This is a genomic window from Ewingella americana (assembly GCF_006438725.1).
In the GTDB taxonomy this organism is placed as follows: domain Bacteria; phylum Pseudomonadota; class Gammaproteobacteria; order Enterobacterales; family Enterobacteriaceae; genus Ewingella; species Ewingella americana_A.
In genome coordinates, this window is sequence record NZ_RCZD01000001.1 from 488,018 (window position 1) to 514,925 (window position 26,908).

The 26,908-nt window shown below is 51.6% G+C and carries 22 protein-coding genes; 11 read left to right on the top strand and 11 right to left on the bottom strand.

The genetic code is table 11. From position 1 onward, the window contains the following. Positions 1–52 precede the first annotated feature (52 nt). Positions 53–2,194, top strand: a complete 2,142-nt coding sequence (gene yccS, locus EAH77_RS02160; RefSeq protein WP_140470149.1) for a YccS family putative transporter — start codon at positions 53–55, stop codon at positions 2,192–2,194. Positions 2,195–2,233: 39 nt separating this feature from the next. Here yccS and EAH77_RS02165 read toward each other — a convergent pair whose 3' ends face one another. After that, positions 2,234–2,860: a TfoX/Sxy family DNA transformation protein gene (locus tag EAH77_RS02165; RefSeq protein WP_140470150.1), complete on the bottom strand. Its 627-nt coding sequence runs from the start codon at positions 2,858–2,860 to the stop codon at positions 2,234–2,236. 218 nt (positions 2,861–3,078) lie between these two features. Here EAH77_RS02165 and sulA point away from each other — a divergent pair, with 218 nt between their 5' ends. Beyond that, positions 3,079–3,585: an SOS-induced cell division inhibitor SulA gene (gene sulA / locus EAH77_RS02170; protein ID WP_140470151.1), complete on the top strand. Its 507-nt coding sequence runs from the start codon at positions 3,079–3,081 to the stop codon at positions 3,583–3,585. A gap of 360 nt (positions 3,586–3,945) precedes the next feature. After that, a complete protein-coding gene (ompA, locus tag EAH77_RS02175; protein ID WP_140470152.1) occupies positions 3,946–5,037 on the top strand; it encodes a porin OmpA in 1,092 nt (363 codons plus the stop codon). A 118-nt stretch (positions 5,038–5,155) separates the two neighbouring features. On the opposite strand, the gene matP is transcribed toward ompA, so the two are convergent. Beyond that, entirely contained in the window at positions 5,156–5,611 is a 456-nt protein-coding gene (gene matP / locus EAH77_RS02180; protein ID WP_140470153.1) for a macrodomain Ter protein MatP, read from the bottom strand. Between the two features lie 210 nt (positions 5,612–5,821). Between matP and EAH77_RS02185 the strand changes: the two genes are divergently transcribed. After that, positions 5,822–7,573 (top strand): AAA family ATPase, encoded by a 1,752-nt coding sequence (locus EAH77_RS02185; RefSeq protein ID WP_140470154.1) that lies wholly within the window; start codon positions 5,822–5,824, stop codon positions 7,571–7,573. An 83-nt stretch (positions 7,574–7,656) separates the two neighbouring features. Beyond that, entirely contained in the window at positions 7,657–8,175 is a 519-nt protein-coding gene (gene fabA / locus EAH77_RS02190; RefSeq protein WP_140470155.1) for a bifunctional 3-hydroxydecanoyl-ACP dehydratase/trans-2-decenoyl-ACP isomerase, read from the top strand. Positions 8,176–8,313: 138 nt separating this feature from the next. Here fabA and rmf read toward each other — a convergent pair whose 3' ends face one another. From rmf to rlmKL, 6 genes are all read right to left on the bottom strand, one after another. Next, positions 8,314–8,481, bottom strand: coding sequence for a ribosome modulation factor (gene rmf / locus EAH77_RS02195; protein WP_104921488.1), 168 nt, complete (start codon positions 8,479–8,481; stop codon positions 8,314–8,316). A gap of 276 nt (positions 8,482–8,757) precedes the next feature. Further along, on the bottom strand, positions 8,758–9,330 hold the full coding sequence (pqiC, locus tag EAH77_RS02200; protein ID WP_140470156.1) for a membrane integrity-associated transporter subunit PqiC: 573 nt from the start codon (positions 9,328–9,330) through the stop codon (positions 8,758–8,760). Beyond that, positions 9,330–10,985 (bottom strand): intermembrane transport protein PqiB, encoded by a 1,656-nt coding sequence (gene pqiB, locus EAH77_RS02205; protein WP_140470157.1) that lies wholly within the window; start codon positions 10,983–10,985, stop codon positions 9,330–9,332. Before pqiB ends, pqiC begins: the two co-directional genes overlap by 1 nt. Next, positions 10,972–12,237 (bottom strand): membrane integrity-associated transporter subunit PqiA, encoded by a 1,266-nt coding sequence (pqiA, locus tag EAH77_RS02210; protein WP_140470158.1) that lies wholly within the window; start codon positions 12,235–12,237, stop codon positions 10,972–10,974. Before pqiA ends, pqiB begins: the two co-directional genes overlap by 14 nt. Before the next feature lie 82 nt (positions 12,238–12,319). Beyond that, positions 12,320–14,224 (bottom strand): ABC transporter ATP-binding protein, encoded by a 1,905-nt coding sequence (locus EAH77_RS02215; RefSeq protein ID WP_140470159.1) that lies wholly within the window; start codon positions 14,222–14,224, stop codon positions 12,320–12,322. A 5-nt stretch (positions 14,225–14,229) separates the two neighbouring features. Further along, positions 14,230–16,350 carry a bifunctional 23S rRNA (guanine(2069)-N(7))-methyltransferase RlmK/23S rRNA (guanine(2445)-N(2))-methyltransferase RlmL gene (rlmKL, locus tag EAH77_RS02220; RefSeq protein ID WP_140470160.1) on the bottom strand — a complete coding sequence of 707 codons (2,121 nt, stop codon included), beginning with the start codon at positions 16,348–16,350 and terminating at the stop codon, positions 14,230–14,232. A gap of 107 nt (positions 16,351–16,457) precedes the next feature. On the opposite strand from rlmKL, the gene EAH77_RS02225 reads away from it, so the two are divergent. Beyond that, positions 16,458–17,561, top strand: coding sequence for a YcbX family protein (locus EAH77_RS02225; RefSeq protein ID WP_140470161.1), 1,104 nt, complete (start codon positions 16,458–16,460; stop codon positions 17,559–17,561). A gap of 29 nt (positions 17,562–17,590) precedes the next feature. Here the strand turns inward: EAH77_RS02225 and EAH77_RS02230 are convergent, their stop codons facing one another. Together EAH77_RS02230 and pyrD are read right to left on the bottom strand one after the other, a co-directional pair. Next, positions 17,591–18,139 (bottom strand): cell division protein ZapC, encoded by a 549-nt coding sequence (locus tag EAH77_RS02230; protein WP_140470162.1) that lies wholly within the window; start codon positions 18,137–18,139, stop codon positions 17,591–17,593. 197 nt (positions 18,140–18,336) lie between these two features. Next, positions 18,337–19,347 (bottom strand): quinone-dependent dihydroorotate dehydrogenase, encoded by a 1,011-nt coding sequence (gene pyrD, locus EAH77_RS02235; RefSeq protein WP_140470163.1) that lies wholly within the window; start codon positions 19,345–19,347, stop codon positions 18,337–18,339. Positions 19,348–19,641: 294 nt separating this feature from the next. Between pyrD and ssuE the strand changes: the two genes are divergently transcribed. The 5 genes from ssuE (at position 19,642) to ssuB (ending at position 24,027) form a co-directional block, all read left to right on the top strand. After that, a complete protein-coding gene (gene ssuE / locus EAH77_RS02240) occupies positions 19,642–20,220 on the top strand; it encodes an NADPH-dependent FMN reductase (RefSeq protein ID WP_140470352.1) in 579 nt (192 codons plus the stop codon). A gap of 23 nt (positions 20,221–20,243) precedes the next feature. Continuing rightward, a complete protein-coding gene (locus EAH77_RS02245) occupies positions 20,244–21,218 on the top strand; it encodes a sulfonate ABC transporter substrate-binding protein (RefSeq protein ID WP_140470353.1) in 975 nt (324 codons plus the stop codon). A 73-nt stretch (positions 21,219–21,291) separates the two neighbouring features. Next, positions 21,292–22,446 carry an FMNH2-dependent alkanesulfonate monooxygenase gene (ssuD, locus tag EAH77_RS02250; RefSeq protein WP_140470164.1) on the top strand — a complete coding sequence of 385 codons (1,155 nt, stop codon included), beginning with the start codon at positions 21,292–21,294 and terminating at the stop codon, positions 22,444–22,446. Positions 22,447–22,456: 10 nt separating this feature from the next. Next, positions 22,457–23,248: an aliphatic sulfonate ABC transporter permease SsuC gene (gene ssuC / locus EAH77_RS02255; RefSeq protein ID WP_140470165.1), complete on the top strand. Its 792-nt coding sequence runs from the start codon at positions 22,457–22,459 to the stop codon at positions 23,246–23,248. After that, positions 23,245–24,027, top strand: coding sequence for an aliphatic sulfonates ABC transporter ATP-binding protein (gene ssuB, locus EAH77_RS02260; RefSeq protein WP_140470166.1), 783 nt, complete (start codon positions 23,245–23,247; stop codon positions 24,025–24,027). Before ssuC ends, ssuB begins: the two co-directional genes overlap by 4 nt. A gap of 79 nt (positions 24,028–24,106) precedes the next feature. Here the strand turns inward: ssuB and pepN are convergent, their stop codons facing one another. Then, positions 24,107–26,722 (bottom strand): aminopeptidase N, encoded by a 2,616-nt coding sequence (gene pepN, locus EAH77_RS02265; protein WP_140470167.1) that lies wholly within the window; start codon positions 26,720–26,722, stop codon positions 24,107–24,109. Between the last annotated feature and the right edge of the window lie 186 nt (positions 26,723–26,908).

Below are 26,908 nucleotides of genomic sequence, written 5' to 3' on the forward strand. Positions count from 1 at the left end.
GTCTGGCCTCTTCAGCCATGATATCAGCCCTTTTTAACACGTGGAGTTCGTCGTGCTCTCTTTTGCTCCGGGTTTGAGGCGTTATGCCTACAACAGCAATGTTCTTTATAACATCCGTATTTTTATTGCGCTTACCGGGGCGGCGGCGGTTCCTTGGTGGCTTCACCTGCCGACACTCACCATTCCTTTAACACTGGGCGTGGTCGCTGCTGCATTGGCCGACCTGGATGACCGGCTGGCCGGAAGGCTGAGGAATTTGCTGATCACGCTGGTTTGTTTTTTTATTGCGTCGGCATCCATTGAACTGCTATTCCCTTACCCATGGTTCTTTGCATTAGGGCTGATGGTCTCTACCTGTGGTTTTATATTGCTCGGGGCGCTGGGCCAGCGTTATGCCACCATTGCTTTCGGTGCATTACTGATCGCCATTTACACCATGCTCGGTACCAGCATGTACCACATCTGGTACCAGCAGCCGGTACTGCTGCTGTGCGGTGCCATCTGGTACAACCTGCTCACACTCGCAGGACATATTCTCTATCCCATTCGCCCGTTACAGGACCTGATCTCACGTTGCTATCAGCAGTTGGCACATTACCTTGAAGCTAAGGCGGCGTTGTTCGATCCTGACCAGGAAGGGGAAGATAATAAACAGCTGGTGGAGCTGGCAATGGCTAACGGCCAGTTGGTGGCCACGCTGAACCAAACCAAGAATACGTTACAAACCCGCCTGAAAGGTGACCGTGGCCAAAAAGGAACGCGCAGAACACTACACTACTATTTTGTGGTGCAGGACATCCACGAACGGGCCAGTTCGTCGCATGTTCAATACAAAAAACTCAGCGAACAATTTCATCACAGCGATATTCTTTTCCGCTTCCAGCGCCTGATGAGTATGCAAGCCCGTGCCTGCACCCAGCTTTCGCAATCTATTCTTTACCGGCAGAAATATTCCCACAATACCCAATTTGAGCGAGCTTTTTCACGTCTCGATGAAGCCCTGTTGCGCCTGGATGCACAGGCACAACACAGGGAAATGCTTCAGGCGCTACGCCATTTACTGCGCAACCTGCGCGCGATTGACGCCCAGTTAGCCAGTATTGAGTCGGAACAAACATTACCTGAGAACCAGGACGGTAAAAGTCCGTTTGCTGAAAACAGGCTCACCGGGCTCGACGATATCTGGTTACGCATATCGCGCCACCTGACACCAAAGTCAGCACTGTTCCGCCATGCCATCCGTATGGCAATCGTACTGGTAGTGGGTTATGGCTTTATTCAGGTCAGTGGACTGAATCACGGCTATTGGATTTTGCTCACCAGCCTGTTCGTCTGTCAGCCAAACTACAATGCTACACGCCGCCGTCTGGCATTGAGGATTATCGGCACGCTGGCAGGGATTGCATTGGGGATCCCGATTTTGTATTTCGTGCCTTCTATTGAAGGCCAGATGATACTCATCGTCATCACTGGTGTGCTGTTTTTTGCATTCAGAAATGTGCAATACGCGCATGCCACCATGTTCATCACACTGCTGGTGCTGCTGTGCTTTAACTTGCTGGGTGAAGGGTTCGAGATCGCGATCCCACGTATTATCGACACATTAATCGGTTGTGGTATTGCCTGGGCGGCGGTGACGTTTATCTGGCCAGACTGGAAGTTCCGACAATTGCCGATGGTGGTAGACAAGACCTTTACTGCTAATTGTCGTTATCTGGACGCCATCTTGGTTCAGTATCATCAGGGCAAAGACAACGGTCTGGACTACCGGCTAGCAAGGCGCGATGCGCATAACTGTGATGCAGAACTTGCGTCAGTTGTTTCAAATATGACGTCTGAAAAAAATAACGACCCGGAAACGCTTGAAGCAGCATTCCGACTATTGTGCCTGAACCACACCATGCTGAGCTATATCTCGGCGCTGGGGGCACATCGTGAGAAGCTACATGATGAGGAAACCTTACGTCTACTTGATGACGCGGCGTGCTGCGTTGATGGTGCTCTCCATCACGAACCCTCTGAATCGGCCCGTATTCAAAAGGCATTGGAACAGTTGATGGTGCGCATTCAACTGCGCACCACCGAGTCTGACAGTAAGGAACAGTTGGTGTTACAACAAATAGGTCTGCTGGTTGCTCATCTTCCTGAGCTGACCGATCTTAACAGCAAAATTTTGCCCGTTATTGACGCATAAAATACCCGCCAACAAGACTGAATTTTCGCTGACGTGGAGTTAGCATGCAGGCAGTGGCATCACTGCCTGATGCGAAATATACCACTGAGTCAGCAAGATACGGGCATCATGAGGCAGCGCAGCCTCATGAAACCCCAGGATGGCCCCTTCCAGTGCCATCAAAACATTCAGCCCCACATTTTGCTTGACCGAACACAGTTTCAAATAAGTTGTGCATGCGCCGTGCGCCCTTAATTCTGAAGATGTTGATATCCCCACCTGCCAAAGCAAACGTTCAAGACTCAGGCTGATATTGGGTAGATCCTTCAGCCTTGCATCACCATTTTTTTTGGTCTTGATGTCATGAAGCATACCCTCGAGTGAACTCTTCGCCAGAGACAAAAGCCGCTCAGGTTCCGCCCAAAGTCTCTCACCCACCTTAAAGTAACGTAAGGAGATGGCGATGCCTCTTTTACGGTAAATCAGGGATTCCATGCCCATTAAACAAAATTGTTTTTCATTCTCTGGGGTCGCTCGCAGGTATAACTCCCCCTCGGAGACGAGCGCAAACATGATGCCATTCGCAGACAGGCTATAACCGCCAAACTGCGATCTGGAATGTATGTTTCCTAAAGAAGCGAAAAGTAGTTTAGATTCAGAAATCCTTTTTTTTGATTGATTAATCATTGCGATATCCTTTCATGTGTGGATGTAGACGTGCCCTTTCTAGTTACCCGGACAACTAAAAGCAAAATACTCAAAGTCCTTCGAAGCTCCAAACACAAAATGCGTTTACATGAATTTGCCTTCAAAATATGCGAGATTTCTTGGAAAAAATTGGGTTGATCTTTGTCCAACCAACGAGTACTGTACATACATACAGTAACCCACTGGCGAGGCACATTATGCGAACTCAACATCTGGCAAATCATCGTTTCAGTCATCAGGCGCTTTCTACAAAGTCTCAATGCATCACTTCACCGGCATCGACAAATAATGGTCTGATCACTGAGTTCGTCTATAGCGAGAGCCAGCCAGCCTTTTCACAGTTACTTTTACCGGTATTGCAACATCTCGGACTTCAATCGCGTTGGTTGTTATGGCTTACGCCACAACAAAAACTCAGCCGCCATTGGATATCCCAATCAGGCCTTCCTGCTGGAAAAATTGTACAGGTGAGCCAAATTAATGCGATGTCGACCGTAGATGCTATGGAAAAAGCTTTGCAGACGGGAAACTACAGCGTAGTACTTGGATGGTTGCCAGATCTGACGGATTCAGAGCGTGAAAGATTGCGGTTAGCAGCAGTTCAGGGAGGGGCCTACGGATTCATAATGAGGCCTACAAATGATGCAATCTCAGGTCATGGACAGCAACCAATCGCAAAAATTCAGTCCTCCGTATACCATTAGTTCAAATTAGGAATATTCTGATGAAAATAAGCGGTTATTTAGTGATTTATGCTAAAAAGTGCGTTTTTGTCGGTAAAAATGGTCTTAGAAGGTGCAACCAACCCTACAGTTTCGTCAACATATAGCCAAACATGTTAAGAAATGTGTACGTTTTTGCCTTTTTTCCGCCCCTCTTTCCATATCAAGCTTGTAAGTTTCTCGCCACGTTGTAGACTTTACAACGCCAAGGTTGCTCTATAATGCCAACGTAAAGTGGCAAAGTTCTTAACGGAAGCAATAACTTTGGCTCAAGGATTTTAACCAAGGGCTTAAAATGCTTAAAGCTCAATTGGCCCATTTGGATGATAACGAGGCGCAAAAATGAAAAAGACAGCTATCACATTAGCACTGGCACTGGCAGGTTTCGCAACCGTAGCGCAAGCTGCCCCTAAAGATAACACCTGGTACACCGGTGGTAAATTGGGTTGGTCCCAATACCATGACACTGGTTTCGCAAATGCTTACGAAGGTATCGGCAATGGCCCTACCCACGATAGCCAACTGGGTGCAGGTGCGTTTGTAGGTTACCAAGCAAACCAATACCTGGGCTTTGAAATGGGATATGACTGGCTTGGCCGTATGCCTTACAAAGGCGACACGAACAACGGTGCTTTCAAAGCACAGGGCGTTCAGCTGACTGCTAAACTGAGCTACCCACTGACTGACGAACTGGACATCTACACTCGTCTGGGTGGTATGGTTTGGCGTGCAGACTCCAAAGGTAACTTTGGTGCAACCCCTACTACTGCAGCAAGCCGTGTCAGCGACCACGACACTGGCGTTTCTCCACTGGCAGCCGTTGGTTTGGAATACGCTGTAACCAAAAACTGGGCTACTCGTCTGGATTACCAGTGGGTTAACAACATTGGTGATGCTGCTACCGTTGGTGCACGTCCTGATAACGCAATGCTGTCTGTAGGTGTTTCTTACCGTTTCGGTCAAGATGAAGCAGCTGCACCAGTTGTTGCTCCAACAGCAGCTCCAGCTCCAGTTGTTCAGACCAAAAAGTTCACTCTGAAATCTGACGTTCTGTTCACCTTCGGCAAATCTAGCCTGAAACCAGAAGGCCAACAGGCTCTGGATCAGCTGTATACCCAACTGAGCTCTATGGATCCTAAAGACGGTTCTGTTGTCGTTCTGGGTTACACCGATGCAGTAGGTTCTGAACAGTCTAACCAGAAACTGTCTGAGCAACGCGCTCAAACCGTGGTTGATTACTTAGTTTCTAAAGGCATCCCGTCAGATAAAATCTCTGCACGTGGTATGGGCGAAACTAACTCTATCACTGGTAACACCTGTGGCTACAAAACTGGCCGTGCTAACAAGGCTCAGATCGCTTGCCTGGCACCAGATCGTCGCGTAGAAATCGAAGTTAAAGGTATCAAAGACGTTGTGACTCAGCCTCAGGCATAAGTCATTCCACTTTAATACTGTTTAACCACAGATATTAAAAACCCCGCTTCGGCGGGGTTTTTTTATGTTTGAAAGGGGGGAATAGACAATCCCGGTCGGCGCACTTCCCTGAAAGGGACTACTCTTTATTACCGAGGATTTGTTGCAGGTCTTCTTTGAGGGAGGACATTTGAGTAGCGTACTTCTCTTTGCGTTCCGCATCTTCCAACAATTGAATAATTGTATCAGAGAGCGTTGCACTGCGACGTTGAGCTAATCCAGCCAGCCGCTGCCAGACTAAAAATTCGAGGTCGATCGATTTCTTGCGCGTATGCTGATGTTCAGCGTTGAAATGACGTTTACGCCGTGCACGAATTGTCTGCTTCAGTCTGTTCTCTAAAGCCACGTTCATGTTATTGGCAATCCAGTCGAGGACTCTGACCGGCTCGTTCTCTAATTTTAAAAGTTCATCAACTGCGTCCTGAGCGGCACTGTTTTCTAAATGGCGGGTAATACGTTCACCTTCACGGTGCTTCTTTACCAGATATTTCCATTTCCAACCGCTCTCAAGATTTTCCAATTGCTGATATTTCATTGTGAGCTCTTCTGTGACCCCGTAACTTTAATAAGCATAACAGCTTTATTTCATTTTTCACTGCAAATAAAACATGTCGTTCTGCTCAATTTTTGCACGGACGAACGCCCACTGCAGTGATGAGGGTCTTAACCGTGACACTCTCTGTATGCAGCAGTGTTAATTCTTGTATAATCGCCCTTTCCCTTTTTAAAGATCACAGCTAACACATTGACCAATAACCGACTTGATTGGCAGCTATTACTGCCTGATACCGCGCCTTACGAGGCAATTTTCGCAACGGCTGCTGAGTTGGCCCCAGTTGATTTTGCTGATATACAGCCAAGACTGGAAAATGGTTTAACGCTGTTCTGCCATCCGCTTTCGCGTCCACGCTTTATGACTATCAAAGCGCTGGAAAGCCGTGAGTATTTGTCACGAATCACAGATGTCGTTAAACATATTCTGCCCGATCAGCAAGAAGTGCTTGGCTCCCGCTATATTATTAATGGCAGCCAAATCACACTTGAGCCCGCGCAGTCGGTTGATGACACCTTTGCGGCAAAACTCTCCTGTCATTTTCAGGAATGGATTGAGTCAGAACAACTGTTTGGCTGTGTCCGCCTGTATAAAGATCAAATTCAACTTGAGCCAGGGCTTATCCATCAGGTGAATGGCGGCGTGCTGGTGCTTTCCGTACGCTCTCTTTTAGCACAACCGCTGATGTGGCTACGTCTCAAACAGATGATCACGCAGGGCTGGTATCGCTGGGCCTCGCCTGATGAGACACGCCCACTCCCCGTTTCCATTCCGCCTATGCCTTTGGATATCCGTCTGATACTCGTTGGTGATCGTATTTCACTTGGCGAATTCAACGATATGGAATCGGAATTGCTGGAATCCGCCGTTTATGGTGAGTTTGAAGCCGACCTGCCGCTGACAGAACCCAGTGATATGACGACCTGGTGTGGCTACATCAATACACTGGCTGATGAGCTGGAGATCCCTCGTCTGGCAGCAGATACCTGGCCGGCCATGCTGCGACTTGCCGTGAGATACAGCACTGATCAGGGTAGTTTAACGCTTTGTCCGGCATGGCTAAGCGCTCAACTTACCGAGGCGGCGTTGTACAACGAAGAGGAACAGCTCAGTCTGAAAGCCTTTGAAGCTGCGATCAACGCCCGTTCCTGGCGCGAAAGCTATTTACAAGAACGTATGCAAGATGAGATTGAACTCGGGCAGATCCGCATTGAAACCGACGGTGAGGTCATTGGTCAGATTAATGGCTTGTCGGTACTGGAATATCCGGGACATCCACGCGCCTTTGGTGAACCTTCCCGTATAAGCTGTGTCGTACACACCGGCGACGGCGAATTCACCGACGTCGAGCGTAAAGCAGAATTGGGCGGTAATCTGCATGCGAAAGGCATGATGATTATGCAGGCGTTCCTGATCTCTGAGCTGGAACTTGACCAGCCTCTGCCGTTCTCCGCATCGATTGTTTTCGAGCAATCTTACGGCGAAGTCGATGGCGACAGCGCCTCACTGGCAGAACTTTGTGCGTTGATAAGCGCACTGTCATTGCAGCCGATCAGCCAGCAAATTGCAGTGACCGGCTCTGTTGACCAGTTTGGTAATGTACAACCCATTGGTGGCGTAAATGAGAAAATCGAAGGCTTCTTCGAAGTTTGTCAGCGCCGCGGTTTGACCGGTAAACAAGGGGTCATTCTGCCCACCAGCAACGTGCGTAACCTGTGCCTACATCCGCAGGTGTTGGATGCCGTTCGCGAAGGCCAGTTCCATTTATGGGCAGTTGATAATGCAGCAGAAGCGCTGCCTATCCTGACCGGATTAATTTACTCATATGAAGAGCAGGCTGAAGAAGTGCGCCCAAGCTTGCTGAGTTTGATTCAGGAACGTATCGCGCTGGCCCTGCCGCAGGATCGCCGCCGTTATCCCTGGCCTCTTCGCTGGTTGAACTGATTCAACTACAGCTGATCGGAGTTGTCCGGCTTACACCTGTTAGCTAAACTCCGTCCTTCAACAAAATAAGGCTTACATAGAACATGGTAGATAAACGCGATTCCTATACGAAAGAAGACCTAGAAGCCTCTGGCCGTAGTGAGCTTTTCGGTGCTGGCGGCCCGCCATTGCCATCTGGCAACATGCTGATGATGGATCGCATCGTTAAGATGCAAGAAGACGGCGGCACCCATGGCAAAGGTTATGTGGAAGCCGAACTGGATATCAATCCTGATTTATGGTTCTTTGGCTGTCATTTCATTGGTGACCCGGTGATGCCTGGCTGTCTGGGCCTTGATGCAATGTGGCAATTGGTTGGCTTTTATCTGGGCTGGCTCGGTGGCGAAGGCAAAGGCCGCGCACTGGGTGTCGGTGAAGTTAAATTCACCGGTCAGGTATTGCCGACTGCAAAAGTGGTGACTTACCGACTGAACTTTAAACGCGTGATCAACCGTAAACTGATCATGGGCGTAGCTGATGGTGAAGTACTGGTTGATGGTCAGGTTATTTATACCGCCAGCGATCTTAAAGTGGGTCTTTTCAAAGACGCCGCCGCCTTCTGACAAACAGCTATACCCTGAAAAAAAACGAATATGGCAACATATTCGTTTTTTTATGTCTGTCATATCGTGGATGAAAGCACCAGAAACAAAAACCTCCGCCCGTAGCGGAGGTTGTTCCTTTTTCTGACAGAGCTCCGCTTAAGCGGTAACTGCCCTGTCCTCCATGGCTTGTCGCCAACCCCCGAGCCAATGCGATCGGGCATCTAATGATTGATAGGGGCAAATTTCTTTCGAGCGCCCGCCTATTCCGGCTTGGTAACCACGTGATAATGCCCGTTCCAGGCGATCGCGTTTTTGTCTCTTCATGCCTTGTTTCCCTCATTTATTCAGGTTCAGGTGGAAAGAAAACAGTGGTCCGCATCTGCGTCCACACTTAACAAATAGCTGCTATAGCCGAAGAGGTCAATGCGAAAATTTCACGCCAGTGTCATATTTGTGAGGTATTTTATCTGATTGCGCGCGAGCTAATCGCGCCATAAAAATCTCATCTGGCTGATCACCAATAAAAAATCCCGCACACTGAGCGTTCAGCATCCGGGATTTTATCTGTTTAGCTTAAATAAAATTAAGCTTAAAAAATGTTCATCTTATCTGACGGGCGATCTGGCTCGCTTCTTGCTGCCAACCCGCGGCAAGCGTGCGTACTAACGCATCATAGCCATCTTCTTGCTGTTTCAATGTCAGGTTGAAACTCCGCTGAATAGTCTGCCCATTGTGGGTTAATACCCAACTTCCGCTTATCAGTGCAGACCCATCATAGCGACCATGGAAGCCCGTCACATTGACGTTAAGCACATCCTGTTCAGCACTGCCGGCGGGCTGCGCAGAGACAATGCGTCCCGGCAGTTCACGCCCCAGATAAGTCACTAGCGACTGCTGGAGCTGTTGGTCCAGAGGACTGGCCCACAGGTTATTTTGTGTCAGCACGTACTGGACGTCATTGGTCTGAAACACCAGACCGTTACCTGCCAGATAATCCGCGACGCTAACATGTTCAACCCACAACTGCCGTTGCTGCCCTTGCGGCATCATGCTGCTGCCGCTGGTTGTTGCTGGGGTGCTGCTCAGTGCTGGCAGTTGGTAATAGGTTTTATGGTCACTGCTGCTACAGGCAGTCAGAAATAATGCTAAGACGACAGGTATCCATTTCATCATTATTTGGCCTTCTTCGGCTGAGGATCATCTTGCCCTGGGGCGGCGAAAATCAGTGCGTTGCTTTTCTGATTCAGTGTTTTCAGAACCGGTTGCAGTTCACGCAGGGTTTTATCCAGACTCTGCATATCACCGACCAGATTGCTGTATGCCGGTGAACCAGGCTGGAAGCCTTTGAGGCTGCGGTTAAGCTGGATAAGCGTTTGTTGCATATCCTGCGGCAGCGTTTTCATCTCTTTACTGCTCACAATGGCATTCAGTGAATCGATAGTTCTCTGCGTCGACTTCATGGTTTTTTGACTTTCAGCCAGCGTACTGGTCGCTTCACGTATCATCGGTTCGATCGGCAGATTGTTAATCTTATCCAGCGTAGTCATCAGTTTCTGCTGGATCTGCGCAAAACCACCGCTCACTGTTGGTAGCAGTTTGTGTCCTGCAACTTCCAGCGGACCTTTCCACGGTTTCTCATTTGGATAGAAATCGAGATCGATAAACATCGAACCCGTTAGCAGGTTGGCTGATTTCATCGAAGCCCGCAGACCATGGGCGATACCATCGCGAATGTGATCTTCAATATTGAAGCTGCTACCCAATAATTGATCAAAACGATCCGGCTCGATGCGGATAAGAACCGGTATCCGGTAGTCATCCGTAATTTGCTGTTTCATGACGTTCAGCGGATACGGTACTTCCGCCACCGTTCCCAGACGGATACCGCGGAACTCCACCGGAGCGCCTGGTTGCAGGCCACGCACAGAATCGGAGAAGAACATCACGTAATCCATATGACGGGTATACAGAGATTCCTGAATACTTTTTTGGTCGTCAAACAGCTGATAATTATCGCCGTTCTTAGCTTCCAGCCCCTGCGTCCAGCCATTAGGAATATCAAAACTGACGCCACCGCTGAAGAGCGTCGTCAGTGAACCCATTTCGACACGCATACCTGCGGCAGACATATCAAAGTTCACACCGCTGTCTTTCCAGAAGCGTACGTTGTCTGTGACCAGCGTGTCGTAAGGAGCGCGAATGAATAGCTGGTATTTGATGTTACGGGCTTTCGGGTCGAAATGGCTGGTCTCAACACTACCGACCTGGAAGCCACGGAACAGTACCGGATCGCCAGGACTAAGCTGCCCAGAGCGTTCACTTTCCAGCACCACGCGGATCCCTTTCGCATCAGGGGACGCCAGAGGTGGTGAGTCATCAAGTTTGTATTCCGCTTTCTCGCTACCTCTATTACCGGGCTGCAATTGGATATAGGCGCCGGACAGCAGTGTCCCTAAACCCGACACCCCTTCGCGTCCGATTTGCGGTTTCACCACCCAGAAAACTGAATCGTCGCGGAGCATTTTTTCCATGCCAGTGTTCAGACGCGCTTTGATGATAACCTGTTGTAAGTCATCACTCAGGGTCACACTTTCCACTTTACCGACATCGACGTTACGGCTCTTGATGGCGGTTTTCCCACCCTCAATACCTTCGGCAGTCGTGGTGATTAATGTCACTTCCGGGCCCTGATGGCTGTAATGGTAAAACAGGATCCAGGCCCCGATAAGGGCAGTTACGATAGGAATGATCCAGACAGGCGACCAGCGTTTAATTTTTTCGATCTTTGCGGTGCCACCGTTACTGTGGGGCATATTATTTTCCGCCATCTTGTTGCTCCTTCATAGGCTGTACCACGGCCCGATCCCAAATCAGCCTTGGATCGAAAATCATTGCGGCGAACATAGTAAGAATAACGACTCCAGCAAAAAGCAGTGCACCGATGTCTGGATAAATACTCATTAGCTGCCCCATTCTGACCAGTGCAGAAAGCACTGCGATAACGAATACGTCAATCATCGACCAACGCCCGACAAACTCGACCACCTCATAAATGACATGCAATCTCTCACGGTCGATGGGTTTGTTGCTGTTGGCATCCCAACACAGCCAACCGATGGCAATCATTTTTAATGTTGGCACCAAAATACTGGCGATCAGAATCACCATGGCAACGGGATATGACCCTTCGCTCCATAGTAGAATAACACCGGCCATAATCGTCGACGGCATTGGCGTACCCAACACCTGCGTGATCATAATAGGTAATAAATTAGCGGGGATATAAAGCAGTATCGACGTCACCAGTAATGCCATAGTCCATTGCACACTGTTTTTACGCCGTGCGTAACCTTTCATTTCGCAGCGGCTGCAGACCAGCTGATCCACCGGCAAAATAGCCATACAGCAATGGCATGAACGTAGCCCCTGACTCAGACCACTCTCACCGATTCGTAGCGACTGGGTCGGACGTGGCGCAGGTTCAACCTGCTGCCATAACCCGTAGCGGTCAGTACACTGAAAGGCCCGTAATTGCAGCAAGCAGAAAAGCACATAAGGAAGGAAACTGGTACCCACCCCCACATCGCCATATGCCATCAGTTTGACAAAACTCACCAGCACACCAGCAAGGAAGATCTCCACCATGCACCAGGCTTTCAAACGGAACAGCGTGCGCGCAATACTCACTTTCCAGTGGGCTGAAAGCCGGGTCTTCATGCACAGAACGATGATTGACAGCATGCAGACAGCAGGTAGCAACTGCACCACGATCATAAACAGAGAGGCCATGCTGGCATAGTTTTCAGAGACCAGCACTTGCGGAATTTGGATCAGCGTCACTTCACTGCCAAGACCGGCGACTTTCATGTTAACGAAGGGAAAAAGATTGGCAAGCAACAGCATAAACAGGGCGCTTGCAGCATAGCCGATAGGACGCCTGCGGGGCTCTTTCCAGCGCGATGTCAGCGTGGTGTGACAACGGGGACATTTCGCTTTTTGCCCGATGGCAACAGCAGGGATCTCCACCAATAAGTCGCATTGGGGACACAAAATGTGCGGGTCATGGACATGAGAACACACTGTCAACTCCTCAACGGCGGAAGATACTAATACCTGCGCGGACGAATAAATCCGTTATTCGCCTGCGCAGGGAGGGACAGGTTTAGCCGTTTTTCTGCGCTTCCAGCGCTTCCCAACGTTCAAAGGCCTGTTCTAACTCTTGTTCGACGGCCGCCAACGAGTTTAATACCTGCTGGGTTTCATCATGCGGACGGGTGAAAAAATCCGCATCATTCATTTGTTGCTGCAATCCGGCAATCCGCCCTTCCAGCTCACTGATTTGCTGGGGCAAAAGCTCCAGCTCACGTTGCTGATTATAGCTGAGCTTATTGGCAGTGCGTTTGGCAGGTTCTGCTTTCTGCTGTGTCGACGCTTTGTTTTCTGTCGCTGCAACCTGGCGGATTGGCTTCTGGTGGCGACGTTGATGTTGCGCATCATGGTAACCCCCCACATAGCTGTTGATCACGCCGTTGCCTTCATAAATCCAGCATTCGGTTGCCGAGTTATCAACAAATTCACGGTCATGACTAACCAGCATCACGGTGCCCTGATAGGTGTCGATCATCTCTTCCAGCAGCTCCAGCGTTTCCACATCCAGGTCATTGGTTGGTTCATCAAGAATCAACAGGTTGCTTGGGCGCAGGAACAATTTTGCCAGCAGCAGACGGTTACGCTCGCCGCCTGACAGCGCTTTTACCGGCGTCATGGCGCGTTTAGGGTGGAACAGGAAGTCCTGCAGGTAACCCAGCACGTGGCGTGAGCGACCGTTTACCATCACTTCCTGTTTACCTTCTGCCAGGTTGTCCATCACGGTACGTTCCGGGTCAAGCTCAGCGCGGTGCTGGTCGAAGTACGCCACTTCCAGCTTGGTGCCGCAGTGAACGCGGCCGCTATCGGCTTGAATCTGACTTAACATCAGTTTAAGTAATGTCGTTTTACCACAGCCGTTCGGGCCAACCAGCGCAATTTTATCACCGCGCATCACTTGAGCAGAGAAGTTGCTCACCAGCTGTTTACCGGCAATCGCGTAGCTGACATCTTCCATTTCGAAGACAATCTTGCCGGAACTCGAGGCTTCAACGACCTGCATCTTGGCGGTGCCCATCACTTCACGGCGATCAGAACGCTCTTTACGCAGGGCTTTCAGGGCGCGCACGCGGCCTTCGTTACGGGTACGACGGGCTTTGATACCCTGACGGATCCACACTTCTTCCTGTGCCAGCTTTTTATCAAACTCGGCATTTTGCAACTCTTCTACACGCAGGGCTTCTTCTTTCGCCAGCAGGTAAGCTTCGTAGTTGCCCGGATAGGAAACCAGTTTGCCGCGATCAAGATCGACAATGCGGGTCGCCATATTGCGGATAAACGAACGGTCATGGGAAATGAAGATAATGCTGCCCTGGAATTCTTTCAGGAACTCTTCCAGCCAGCTGATACTTTCGATATCTAAGTGGTTGGTCGGTTCGTCGAGCAGTAATACTTTCGGAGAACTGACCAGCGCACGGCCCAGCGCGGCTTTACGCAACCAGCCACCGGACAGCGAAGTCAGTTCAGCATCGGCATCCAGACCCAGTTGCAGCAACACTTCACTAATGCGGCTATCGAGCTGCCATAAGCCCTGGTGGTCAAGAATTTCCATTACCTGAGAGAGTTTGTTCAGGTTTTTCTCGCTCGGGTCGGTCTCTACCAGATGCGAAATAGCGTGATACGCCTTCAGATGTTCCGCCTGCTCAGACACGCCTTCAGACACGAAGTCAAACACGGTACCGGCGACATTACGTGGCGGATCCTGTTGCAGGCGCGCCACGATCAAATCTTGCTCGTAAACAATACGACCGTCATCCAGCGGGACTTCGCGGTTGATGATTTTCATCAGCGTCGATTTACCGGCGCCGTTACGGCCTACCAGACAGACGCGTTCGTTCGGTTCGATGTGTAATTCGGTGTTATCCAACAAAGGCGAGTCACTGAATGACAGCCAGGCACCTGACATACTGATTAACGACATAAACTTTACTTTTCCTCGCCGGCGTGAGAAAGCAACCAGCAGTTATGAATTTGACGATTACGGGCGAAATCCTGCGACAGGGTTTGGCTGGTGATCTCTTTTGCGCTCAGACCGAGCTGACTCAGTCCCTCGAGATCCATCTGGAAACCGCGCTTATTATTGGAGAACATGATGGTACCGTTGCGACGTAAAATACGCTTCAGGTCTTTCATTAATGACAGATGATCGCGCTGAACGTCGAAACTTTCGGCCATACGTTTAGAGTTGGAGAAGGTCGGCGGATCGATAAAGATCACATCGAACTGTTCGTCGCACATGCCTAAATAGGAGAGACAATCTGCCTGGATCAGGCGGTGTTGACGCCCTGTCAGGTCGTTGACCCGCAGGTTTTTCTCCGCCCACTCAAGATAAGTACGAGACATATCCACCGTGGTGGTACTGCGTGCGCCACCGAGTCCTGCATGAACGCTGGCGGTACCGGTATAGGCAAACAGGTTAAGGAAGTCTTTACCCTTGCTCATTTCGCCGAGCATCTGGCGGGCAATACGGTGATCGAGGAACAGGCCAGTATCCAGATAATCGGTCAGGTTAACCCACAGCTTAGCGTTGAACTCTTCCACCAGCTGGAATTCACCTTTTTGCGCCAATTTCTCGTACTGATTTGCGCCTTTCTGACGTTCACGGGTTTTCAACACTAACTGGCTGGAAGAGATATCCAGCACGGAGAGCGTAGCATTGATCACATCGAACAAACGCTGACGGGCTTTCTGTGCATCGACAGTTTTTGGCGGCGCGTACTCCTGCACCACCACTTTGCTGCCGTAGCGGTCAACGGCAACGTTGTAATCCGGCAGATCGGCGTCATACAGGCGATAACATTCAATCCCTTGCTGTTTGGCCCATTTTTCCAACTTTTTGACGTTTTTACGCAGACGGTTGGCGTAATCCTCTGCCATTTGCGTGCCTGCCGCGCCGGTCGGGTTTTCGGCCAACAGGTAGTTTTTCTGCACACATTCCAGCGGACCGTTTTTAGCCTTAAATTGGCGATCGGCGCGCAACTGTACGCAGCTCAGCAGTTCAGGCGAAGCGCTGAACAGAGAGAGCTGCCAGCCGCCAAACTGGGTTTTCATAATGCGGCCCAGTTGGTTATGCAGGGCAATCAAGGCCGGTTCGCTTTCCAGACGCTCACCATACGGTGGGTTACTGATCACCGTACCGGTCGGGCCTTCTGGCAGCGGATTCACCAGTTTGCCGACTTCGCCCGCTTCGAGGGTGATAAGTTCAGCGACACCGGCACGACGGGCGTTAGCACGGGCCATTTCAATCACGCGACGATCAATATCAGAACCGAAGAAGCGCGAGGTGGTCTCCTGCAAGGCACGACGGGTACGCACCTGCGCCTCGGTCGTGAGTTCACGCCATAAATCCGCGTCAAACTTATTCCAGCCGGTAAAACCCCAATGTGGGCGATGCAGACCCGGTGCGCGATCGGCCGCGATCATGGCGGCTTCAATCAGCAAGGTGCCAGAACCACACATGGGATCGACCATCGGCGTGCCGGCTTTCCAGCCAGAACGCATGACAATGGCGGCAGCCAGGCTCTCTTTCAACGGTGCCTGACCGGCCAGGTCACGGTAGCCACGCTGATGCAAACCTTCGCCGCTCAAATCGAGCGCCACGCTGGCAGTGTCACGTTGCAGGAACACATTGACGCGGATGTCCGGCTGCTGTTTCGCCACGTTAGGACGTTCATCCATTTTACGGGTGAAACTGTCAACGATGGCGTCCTTAACTTTCAAGGCACCGTACTGGCTATTACGGATCTCATCATTCAGACCACTAAAGTGCACTGCGAAGGTTTTATCGACGCTGAAAATTTCCGGCCAGTCGATCGCCATCACGCCCATATAGAGGTCTAAATCACTGTGGACTTTAAATTCATTCAGAGGCAGCAGAATGCGCGAAGCCAGACGGCTCCACAGCAAACTTTGATACATCAGGCGATCGTCACCTTCAAAATGCACCCCTCCCTGCACAACTTTACAGGCTTGCGCACCCAGCGTTTCCAGTTCGCTTTTTAAAAGTTCTTCCAGTCCACGCGCCGTGCTGGCAAACAAAGAGTTCATATCGACATATCACCAAAAAGAAAATAGTTGCGCATTATAGCTAATCCGGCCCGCTTGTCATAAAGTCTCTGGTCATCAGAAAAAATAGAGCAAGGAGGCACGTTTCCGTGGCCACCCTTTCACGATTATTTGTTCACCCTGTAAAGTCGATGCGTGGACTGCAATTGTCTCACGCACAGGTGACAGCCAGCGGTCTGGCGTTTGATCGCCTCTTCATGCTGACAGACCCACAGGGAATGTTTATCACCGCCCGCCAATATCCGCAGTTGGTCCAGTTTACGCCCGCTTTGCTTCCCGATGGCCTGTTAATCAACAGTCCCGATGGCGAAACCATCAGTATGCGTTTTCGTGATTTTAGCCAACCAGGTGCAGCCACGGAAGTTTGGGGCAATCAGTTTACCTCACTCATCGCACCAGATGCGGTAAATCAGTGGCTCAGCCGCTATTTAAACCGCGACGTGCAATTGCGCTGGGTGGGCGAAGAACCGACACGCCGCGTGAAAAAGCACGCTGATGTCCCGCTCTCCTTCGCCGACGGCTTCCCTTACCTGTTAATGAATGAAGCCTCGATGCGCGATTTGCAAAACCGTTGCCCCAGCAGCGTGAAGCTTGAACAGTTCCGGCCGAATCTGGTGGTCAGTGGCGTGGAAGCCTACGCCGAAGATAGCTGGCAGACCATCCGCATTGGCGACGTCATTTTTGACCTGGTGAAACCTTGCAGTCGTTGCGTGCTGACCACCGTCAGTACCGAACGTGGGCGCAAGCATCCACGCGGTGAGCCGCTGAAAACCCTGCAAGGTTATCGCACCGCCGACAACGGCGATGTGGATTTCGGCCAGAACATGATTGCCCGTAACACCGGGATGATCCGCGCAGGTGACAGCATTCAGGTGCTGGCGACCAAACCCCCGCGCCCTTACTCTCCCGGCGTGGTGGTTGAAAGCATTGTGGCACCCAGGAATGAGGTCAAAAGTGTCAGCATTCATTATCAGGGCACGGCGTTCACCGGAAATAATCAGCAGATTTTACTCGAACAGTTGGAAATGCGGGGTTTACGTATCCCTTATTCCTGCCGGGCGGGAATTTGCGGTGCATGCAAGCTGACGCTGGAGGCAGGCGAAGTGTCACCGCTGAAAGCCAGTGCCATTGGTAAAGACGGGACAATATTGTCGTGTAGCTGTATTCCAGGAACGGATATCGTTCTGCGTTAGATGCAAAGTGACGAAGTCAGGCGGGGAACTTAGACCGCCTGATCGTAGAAATGGGTTTTCGCTGCACGAACCGGTGCTGGCATCAAGCGGTCATGCATGATCTTAATCGCATCACCGAGCACCATCCCCCGGCCAGCCAGTGTTAGCCGGTCCTGGGCCAGTAAACAGAGGCTGGCGCTATCACCGGACTCCACCACCAACAACGTGGCCTGTTCACCGCTTTCCATCACCTGGACCTGCGCAATCTGGCCATTATCAGGCTGGAATGGTCGGGACTGTTGAGTAAAGTGCCAGCTTTTAGGCATCAATGGCTTGAGGAAACGGAAAGCCACCAGCGCATTCAACACTAATTCAGCCCGTTGCTCATTACCTAATTTGACGTTTTTACACTGCTCTTCATAATCAAAATAGAGTGCGGCATCATCGACGCAAAATGAGGCATCGCTGAAGGCGTCGGGAGTTAACATTTTTGCAGGAAAACGGGAACGGAAAATCATGCCATTGGCGAGATCCAGCATTAGCCGGTCATGTTCGGCATCAAAATACCAACGCCAATTATCATCTGGTTTGATTTTCATTTCGTTATCCTGTTTGCTCCGAACCCACAATCTGATGACTGACTATTAAAAGCACCGAGCTTACATTAGGCTTTTTAGTAGTGAATCAACATCAGACAAATCTTGAGCTGCTGCTGCCGATATATAAGGCAGTGGACAAAATATAGACGAGCCGGGTTAATAAATAAACCCCCGGCTGTCATTAGGCGTGAAAAATATTAGATATGAGTGACAATATCCTTAATCAAACGCGGTCCGTGATAGATAAAGCCGGAATAGATTTGAATTAACGAGGCACCGGCTGCCATTTTTTCCCGTGCGGCGGTTAATGAATCTATCCCCCCAACACCAATAATAGGCAACTGGCCTTTAAGTTCATCAGAGAGCATACGGATGATTTCCGTACTGCGCAGTTGAACGGGACGTCCACTTAACCCGCCGGTCTGCTCACAATAATTAAGCCCCTGGATCAGTTTACGATCCAAGGTGGTATTGGTGGCAATCACGCCATCCATATTATGGCGAACTAAACTGTCGGCTATTTGGATCAATTCTTCATGAGAAAGATCCGGCGCGATCTTCACCGCAACAGGAACATATTTTTGATGCCGCTGCTGCAATTCGAGCTGCTTATTTTTGATCGCTGCCAGCAAATCATCCAGCGCCTCACCGTACTGCAAAGAACGTAATCCCGGTGTATTTGGCGAGGAAATATTGACGGCGATATAACCGGCATAAGGATAGATTTTATCCATGCAGGTCAGATAATCATCTTTGCCGTTCTCGACTGGCGTGTCTTTATTCTTGCCGATATTAATGCCGAGAATTCCGCCAAAGTGTGAACGCTTCACATTGTTGACCAGATTATCTACACCACGGTTATTGAAACCCATGCGGTTAATCAGACCTTGTGCTTCAACAATACGGAACAAGCGCGGCTTATCATTACCGTCCTGCGCACGCGGCGTCACTGTACCGACTTCCACAAAACCAAAACCCATCGCACCGAAGGCATCAATGCAATCACCGTCTTTATCCAGACCGGCGGCAAGACCTAATGGGTTTTTAAATGACAGCCCCATACAACTGACCGGTTTGGTCGGCACGGACTGGCGGATGAGAAATTCAAACGGCGAACCAGAAATACGGCTCAGTTGGCGGAAAGTAAGTTCGTGCGCGCGCTCAGGGTCGAGCTGAAACAGTGCTTTCCTGACAAGAGGATAAAACATGAAGACTCCTGGATTCCCGGTGGCTAGACGGGGCGACATTATCGACTAAGCGCCGCATAAAGGGAAACGATTCACGGCTAAAAACTGACTTCTGCGCAATCGATACCCTTTTATTCACTTCCACTTTACCTTTTCATTACTTTTAAGCCATAAATTCCCGGCTATAGCCGCTTTTTCACTATTCATTTCTAAAATTTAGATTTCCAGTCCCCTGCCCACGCCTGTTAGCTTTAAATCACTTCGTTAAACAAAATGATGAATCTAGAACTTTAAGTTATAAGGAATGGTGTGATGATACGCGTTATCTCTTTGGCAGGCAGTCCACGGCAACCCTCCCGATCTTCAGCATTACTGGCGTTGAGCCATCGCTGGCTGACGTCACGTGGCGTAGAAGTGATCTCTTATGGCCTGCAGGATTTCTCAGCAGAAGATTTACTGTTCGCTAATTTCGCCAGTCCTCAGTTGAAAAAATTGACCGCGCAACTTGCCGAAGCCGATGGGTTGATCGTCGCCACACCGGTTTATAAGGCGTCATTTTCCGGGGCGCTGAAAACCCTGCTGGATCTTTTACCCGAACGTGCGCTGGACCATAAAGTGGTACTGCCTCTGGCAACCGCTGGGTCGATTGGCCACATGCTGGCAGTGGACTACGCGCTAAAACCCGTACTGGCTTCTTTGAAAGCACAGGAGGTTTTGCAGGGCGTATTTGCCGATGACAGTCTGATCAGTGATTACCAGACCTTTCCGGCCACGCTGGAACCCGCGTTGAGCGAACGACTGGAAGAGTCTCTGGAGAATTTCTATCTGGCGCTGAGCCGCCGCCGTCCGCTTCCCCGCCCTGCCACCCAAACCGCCGTGACCCTGCGGGTCTGACAGGCCAGAAGAGGAATAGAATGATGAGGTTACCGCTCTCTCTGTTACGCCACCTGCCGTTAATGGCCGGGCTACTGGTCACGCTTTCGTTCAGCACGCAAGCAGCCACTTCGCAGGAAAAAGCCCCGGCGGAATTTCGCATCGCTTATCAAAAAGGCTCTGTCGGACTGGTGCTGGCGAAGTCCCATCAATTGCTGGAAAAACGCTTTCCTGATACCAAAATCAGCTGGGTAGAATTCCCTGCCGGCCCGCAAATTCTGGAAGCACTGAACGTCGGCAGTATTGATCTCGGCGGCACGGGTGATCTTCCCCCACTGTTTGCGCAGGCTGCCGGGGCCGACCTGCTCTATGTTGGCTCTGAACCGCCGAAGCCGAAAGCCGAAGTGATTCTGGTTGATAACGACAGCCCAATCAAAACCGTCGCCGATCTTAAAGGTCATAAAGTGGCGTTTCAGAAAGGCTCCAGCTCACACAATCTGTTATTACGCGCCCTGCAACAGGCCGGTCTGAAGTTCACCGATATCAAACCGATTTACCTGACACCGGCTGACGCACGCGCTGCCTTCCAGCAGCATGACGTTGATGCCTGGGCGATTTGGGATCCCTATTACTCCGCCGCGAAACTGCAAGGCAATGTGCGCGTATTGATTGATGGCAGCACGCTGAATCAGACCGGTTCGTTCTATCTGGCACCGAAGACATATACCGAGGCCAACCCGCAGTTCATTCATCAGGTTCTGGCTGTGCTGACTGAAGCCAATGCGCTGGTCAAAACCGAGCGGGTGCAAAGTATCCAGCTGCTTGCCAAAGCCATGGGCCTGCCGGAAGACGTGATTGCCAGCTACCTGGATCATCTACCCGATTCCCCTATTACGCCGGTAGACGAACGTACGGAAAAAGCCCAGCAGGCGACAGCGGACCTGTTTTATCAGAATCATATTTTACCCAAACCGGTCGATATTAAAGACCGCATCTGGCATGACCGCGCTGCGCAATAGTCAGCACCGATCTCTCTATAACAACGGCCGCCGCTGATAGAAGCGGCGGCATCGACGACAGAGGAGTTATCACATGAGTCTGAACGTTTTCTGGTTTCTGCCCACTCACGGCGATGGACGTTATCTCGGTACCGACAAAGATGCCCGCACCGTTGATCTCAGCTATTTGCAACAAATCGCCCAAGCGGCGGACCGTCTTGGTTTTGGTGGCGTGCTGCTGCCGACTGGCCGCTCCTGCGAAGACTCCTGGCTGGTAGCCGCATCGCTGATTTCCGTCACTCAGCGTCTGAAGTTTTTGGTGGCGCTACGGCCGGGGATTATCTCCCCGACGCTGGCGGCGCGTCAGGCTGCGACGCTGGACCGGCTTTCCGGCGGTCGCGCTCTGTTTAATCTGGTGACCGGCGGTGATCCTGCCGAACTGGCGGCCGAAGGATTGCACCTCAATCATAAAGAGCGTTATGAGGCCTCGGCGGAGTTTACCCGTATCTGGCGGCAAGTGCTGGAAGGCGAAACCGTCGATTATGAAGGCAAACACATACAAGTGAAAGGCGCCAGCCTGATGCACCCGCCAGTACAACAGCCGCGCCCGCCGCTCTATTTTGGCGGATCTTCGGACGAAGCACAGGACCTTGCCGCTGAACAGGTCGAGCTCTATCTGACCTGGGGCGAGCCGCCGCATTTGGTGAAAGAAAAAATTGAGCAGGTCCGCGCTAAAGCGGCAGCCCACGGGCGCAGCGTGCGCTTTGGCATTCGTCTACACGTGATAGTGCGTGAAACGAATGAAGAAGCCTGGCTGGCCGCGAACCGACTGATTGCCAATCTGGATGATGCAACCATTCAAAAAGCGCAGGCGGCGTTTGCCAGAACCGACTCGGTTGGCCAGCATCGCATGGCTGCCCTGCACGGCGGTAACCGCGACAAACTGGAAATCAGCCCAAATCTGTGGGCGGGTGTGGGCCTGGTGCGCAGCGGCGCAGGCACCGCACTGGTCGGCGATGGGCCAACCGTGGCGGCCCGCATGCAGGAATATGCCGATTTGGGGATCGATACCTTTATCTTCTCAGGTTATCCACACCTCGAAGAAGCCTACCGCGTCAGCGAATTGCTGTTCCCGCATCTGGATCTGGCGACAGCCGATCAGGACACCACGGTGAAACGCGCCATTGAAGCGCGCGGTGAACTGGTGGCACATGATTTCGCACCTCAGCGCTCTGCCGCTCAACACTGAGGAGTCCAACATGCATGCATCGCAACGCTGGCTGGATCGTGTATTGCCTTGGATTTTACCGTTCGCTCTGATTGGTGGCTGGCAGCTGGCGGTAGAAGCCGGGTGGCTGTCGAACCGAATTCTTCCCGCGCCGAGCGCTGTGGTGGAGGCGTTCTGGACGCTGGCGAAAAGCGGTGACCTGTGGCAAAACCTGAAAATCAGTACGTTCCGTGCACTGGTCGGTTTCGCCCTCGGTGGCAGTCTGGGCCTGCTGCTGGGCTTTATTACCGGTCTGTCACGCTGGGGCGAACGTCTGCTCGACAGCTCGTTACAGATGCTGCGCAACATTCCCCATCTGGCGCTGATCCCGTTGGTGATTTTATGGTTTGGCATTGATGAATCCGCCAAAATTTTCCTGGTGGCCCTCGGCACATTGTTCCCAATTTACCTCAACACCTATCACGGCATTCGCAATATCGATCGTGGCCTGCTAGAGATGGCACGCAGCTACGGGTTGTCCGGTTTCCCACTGTTTATACAGGTGGTTTTACCGGGTGCCCTGCCCTCAATCATGGCCGGCGTGCGCTTCGCGCTGGGATTTATGTGGCTGACGCTGATCGTTGCAGAAACCATTTCGGCCAACTCCGGTATCGGTTATCTGGCAATGAACGCCCGTGAATTCTTGCAAACCGATGTGGTCGTGGTCGCTATTGTACTGTACGCCATTCTCGGCAAACTGGCCGACCTGCTGGCCCGCGCGCTGGAGAGCGTCTGGCTACGCTGGCACCCGGCTTATCAGAAGAAACAAGGAGACGCCGCATGAGCAACACGGCTCGTATTCCACAAGGCACGCCGGTTACGCTGACAGGTATCAGCAAGAAATATGGCAACCGCACGGTGTTAAATGACATTAATCTGCGCATTTCTCCCGGACAGTTTGTGGCGGTGGTCGGCCGCAGCGGTTGTGGCAAAAGTACCTTGTTGCGCCTGCTGGCCGGGCTGGAGAGTACCACGCACGGGGAAATGCGCAGCGGCAGCGCACCGCTCAGTCAGGTGCGGGATGACACGCGGCTGATGTTTCAGGATGACCGCCTGCTGCCATGGAAAAAGGTCATTGATAATGTCGGTCTCGGCCTGAAAGGTCAGTGGCGCGAGGCAGCGCAGGCAGCCCTGGAAGAGGTCGGGCTGGCCGACCGTGCCAACGACTGGCCTTCGGCGTTATCCGGTGGGCAAAAACAGCGTGTCGCCCTGGCCCGTGCACTGATCCACCGCCCCCGCCTGCTCTTACTGGATGAACCTCTGGGTGCGCTCGACGCGTTGACGCGCATCGAGATGCAGGGATTGATCGAACGTTTATGGCAGCAGCATGATTTTACCGTGTTGCTGGTTACCCATGACGTCAGCGAAGCTGTCACTGTCGCCGATCGGGTAATTTTGATTGAACAGGGCCAGGTTGGTCTGGATTTACAGATTGATTTGCCCCGCCCACGGCGCAAAGGATCTGCCCGCCTGGCGGAGCTGGAAGCCGAAGTCCTGGAGCGTGTTCTGACACCGCAACCGTCCCAAACGGGGACGCAGGAAGCCAAACGCGCGCAGAGTTAGTCATAAAGAACCATCAAGCCATGACGTAAAAAGGGCGATGTTTCCATCGCCCTTTGGTTATTAATTATAACGCTGCTTATTAAGCGTCTAACGCCTTACTGATCTTCTCGAACAGATCCCCTGACAGATTCTCCAGCCCTTTCAACTGCTCAAGCGCACTGCGCATCAACGTCTGACGGTTGGCGTCATAACGTTTCAGACGGATCAGCGGCTCAATCATTCGTGCTGCTACCTGCGGGTTACGGGTATTCAGATCGGTGAGCATTTCCACCAGGAACTGATAACCGCTGCCATCGGCGGCGTGGAATGCAGACGGGTTGGTCGAGGCAAAGGCGCCGATCAGCGATCGTACGCGGTTCGGGTTGCTCATGGTGAATGAACGGTGAGTCAGTAATGAACGGACTTTTTGCAATACATCCGCCGACGGGCTGGAGGCCTGCAAAATGAACCATTTATCCATCACTAAACCGTCCTGATGCCAGCGCTCATCATAAGCCGCCATCAGCGCTTCACGGCACGGTAACTGGGCCGCAACGGCCGCAGACATCGCCGCCAGCGAGTCGGTCATGTTGTCCGCCTGCTCAAACTGGGCACGCACAATCTTGTCAGCCTGAGTCACATCACCAAACGCCAGATAACGCAGGCAGGTATTACGCAGTGCGCGCTTACCGATGTCCGCATGCACTACGCGGTACGCCGGCAGGCGATTTGCGTTGTACACCGCGAGGAACTCGTCAGCCATTTCGGTTGCCAGGCAACGGGTGATCGCCGCGTGCACCGCGCTGATCGCTTCCGGGTCGATAATATCGAACAGTTCCGCGATTTCGTTTTCAGACGGCAAGGTCAGGATCTGCGCGGCCAGGGCCGGATCAATCGTGTCATCCAGCAATACTGCGCGGAAAGCATCAGCCACGTGCAGCGGCAGTGACAGCGGTTGTTTCTGCTGATGACGCGCCACATTGAGTTTGATGTAAATTGCCAGCAGACTTTGCGCCGAATCCCAGCGAGAGAAGTCATTGCGTGCATGCTTCATCAGGAAAGTGAGCTGATGATCGCCATATTTATAGTCCAACTTCACGGGTGCGGAGAATTCACGCAGCAAAGACGGCACCGGCTGATATTGCACATCTTCAAAGATGAAGGTCTGCTCAGCTTCGGTCACGTTCAGCACGTTGCTGACGATGCTGCCGTTTTGCTTGAGTGGGATCACATTGCCTTGCGGATCATACAGTTCGATATCCAGCGGAATATGCAACGGCAGCTTTTCAGCCTGGTCGGCCGTCGGTGGCGTTTTCTGGCTGACGGTTAATGTGTACTGCTGTTTTTCCACGTCATAGTCATCACGTACGGTCAAAATTGGCGTGCCTGACTGGCTGTACCAGCGACGGAACAGAGACAGGTCAACATTCGACGCATCTTCCATCGCCTGCACGAAGTCATCACAAGTGGCTGCGCTGCCATCATGACGTTCGAAATAGAGCTGAATACCGGCCTGGAACTTCTCTTCGCCCAGCAGGGTATGCAGCATGCGGATCACTTCTGAACCCTTTTCATACACCGTCAGGGTGTAGAAGTTGTTCATTTCGATCACTTTTTCAGGACGGATCGGGTGCGCCATCGGGCTTGCGTCTTCGGCGAACTGTGCGGAACGCATGATGCGCACGTTATCAATGCGGTTTACCGAACGTGAGCCGAGGTCAGAACTGAACTCCTGATCGCGAAAAACCGTCAGTCCCTCTTTCAGGCTGAGCTGGAACCAGTCGCGGCAAGTCACGCGGTTACCGGTCCAGTTATGGAAATATTCGTGGCCAATCACGGCTTCAATGCCCAGATAATCTTTATCCGTCGCCGTCTCCGCTTTTGCCAGCACATATTTAGAGTTAAAGACGTTCAGGCCTTTGTTTTCCATCGCGCCCATGTTGAAGAAATCAACGGCAACGATCATGAAGATATCGAGGTCATATTCCAGATTGAAACGGGTTTCGTCCCACTTCATCGACTGCTTCAGCGACGCCATTGCCCAGTCGGCGCGATCCAGATTGCCGCGGTCAACAAACAGCTCCAGCGCCACATCGCGACCTGAGCGGGTTTTGAAGGAATCACGCAGCACATCAAAATCACCGGCCACCAGCGCAAACAGGTAGCAAGGTTTAGGGAACGGATCCTGCCACTTAATCCAATGTTTGCCGCCTTCCAGCTCGCCTGAATCAATACGGTTGCCGTTGGAGAGCAAGTAGGGATAACGCGCTTTGTCGGCCACAATGCGGGTCGAGAAACGTGCCAGAACGTCCGGGCGGTCCAGATAATAGGTAATGTGCTGGAAACCCTCGGCTTCACACTGGGTACACAACGCTTCACCAGAGAGATAAAGCCCTTCCAGCGCGCTGTTTTTGGCCGGGTGGATTTCGTTGACGATGTGGAGTTCAAAGGCTTCCGGCAGGCGGTCAATGACCAGCGTTTTATCCGTCACCTGATAACTCGGCCAATCCTGGCCGTTGACTTTCAGGCTGATTAGCGTCAAGTCTTCGCCGTTAAGCACCAGCGAAGCGCCTTCTGCGCCCTGGCGTTTAATCTGGCTGACAGCGGTAACCACGGTAGTTTGCGCATCGAGTTCAAAATTGAGGTCGATATCGGTAATGGTATAGTCCGGGGCACGGTAATCGTGACGGAACTTGGCTTGTGGCAGTTGAGTCATAAAAAACCTTTTAACGTTTTCGTTAGTGACGACGTCTGTTGCTCATCGTGGCTGGTCTGAGCACTCCGGCAGGAGAAACCTCAGCGACTTATAAAGCTTTCCTGAACTTTACCACAGGCACTTTAAATTCCCAGATTGTTGCAGGTTTGTGAGTCTGTTAGACCACGTTTTGTTCAAAACGGAAAC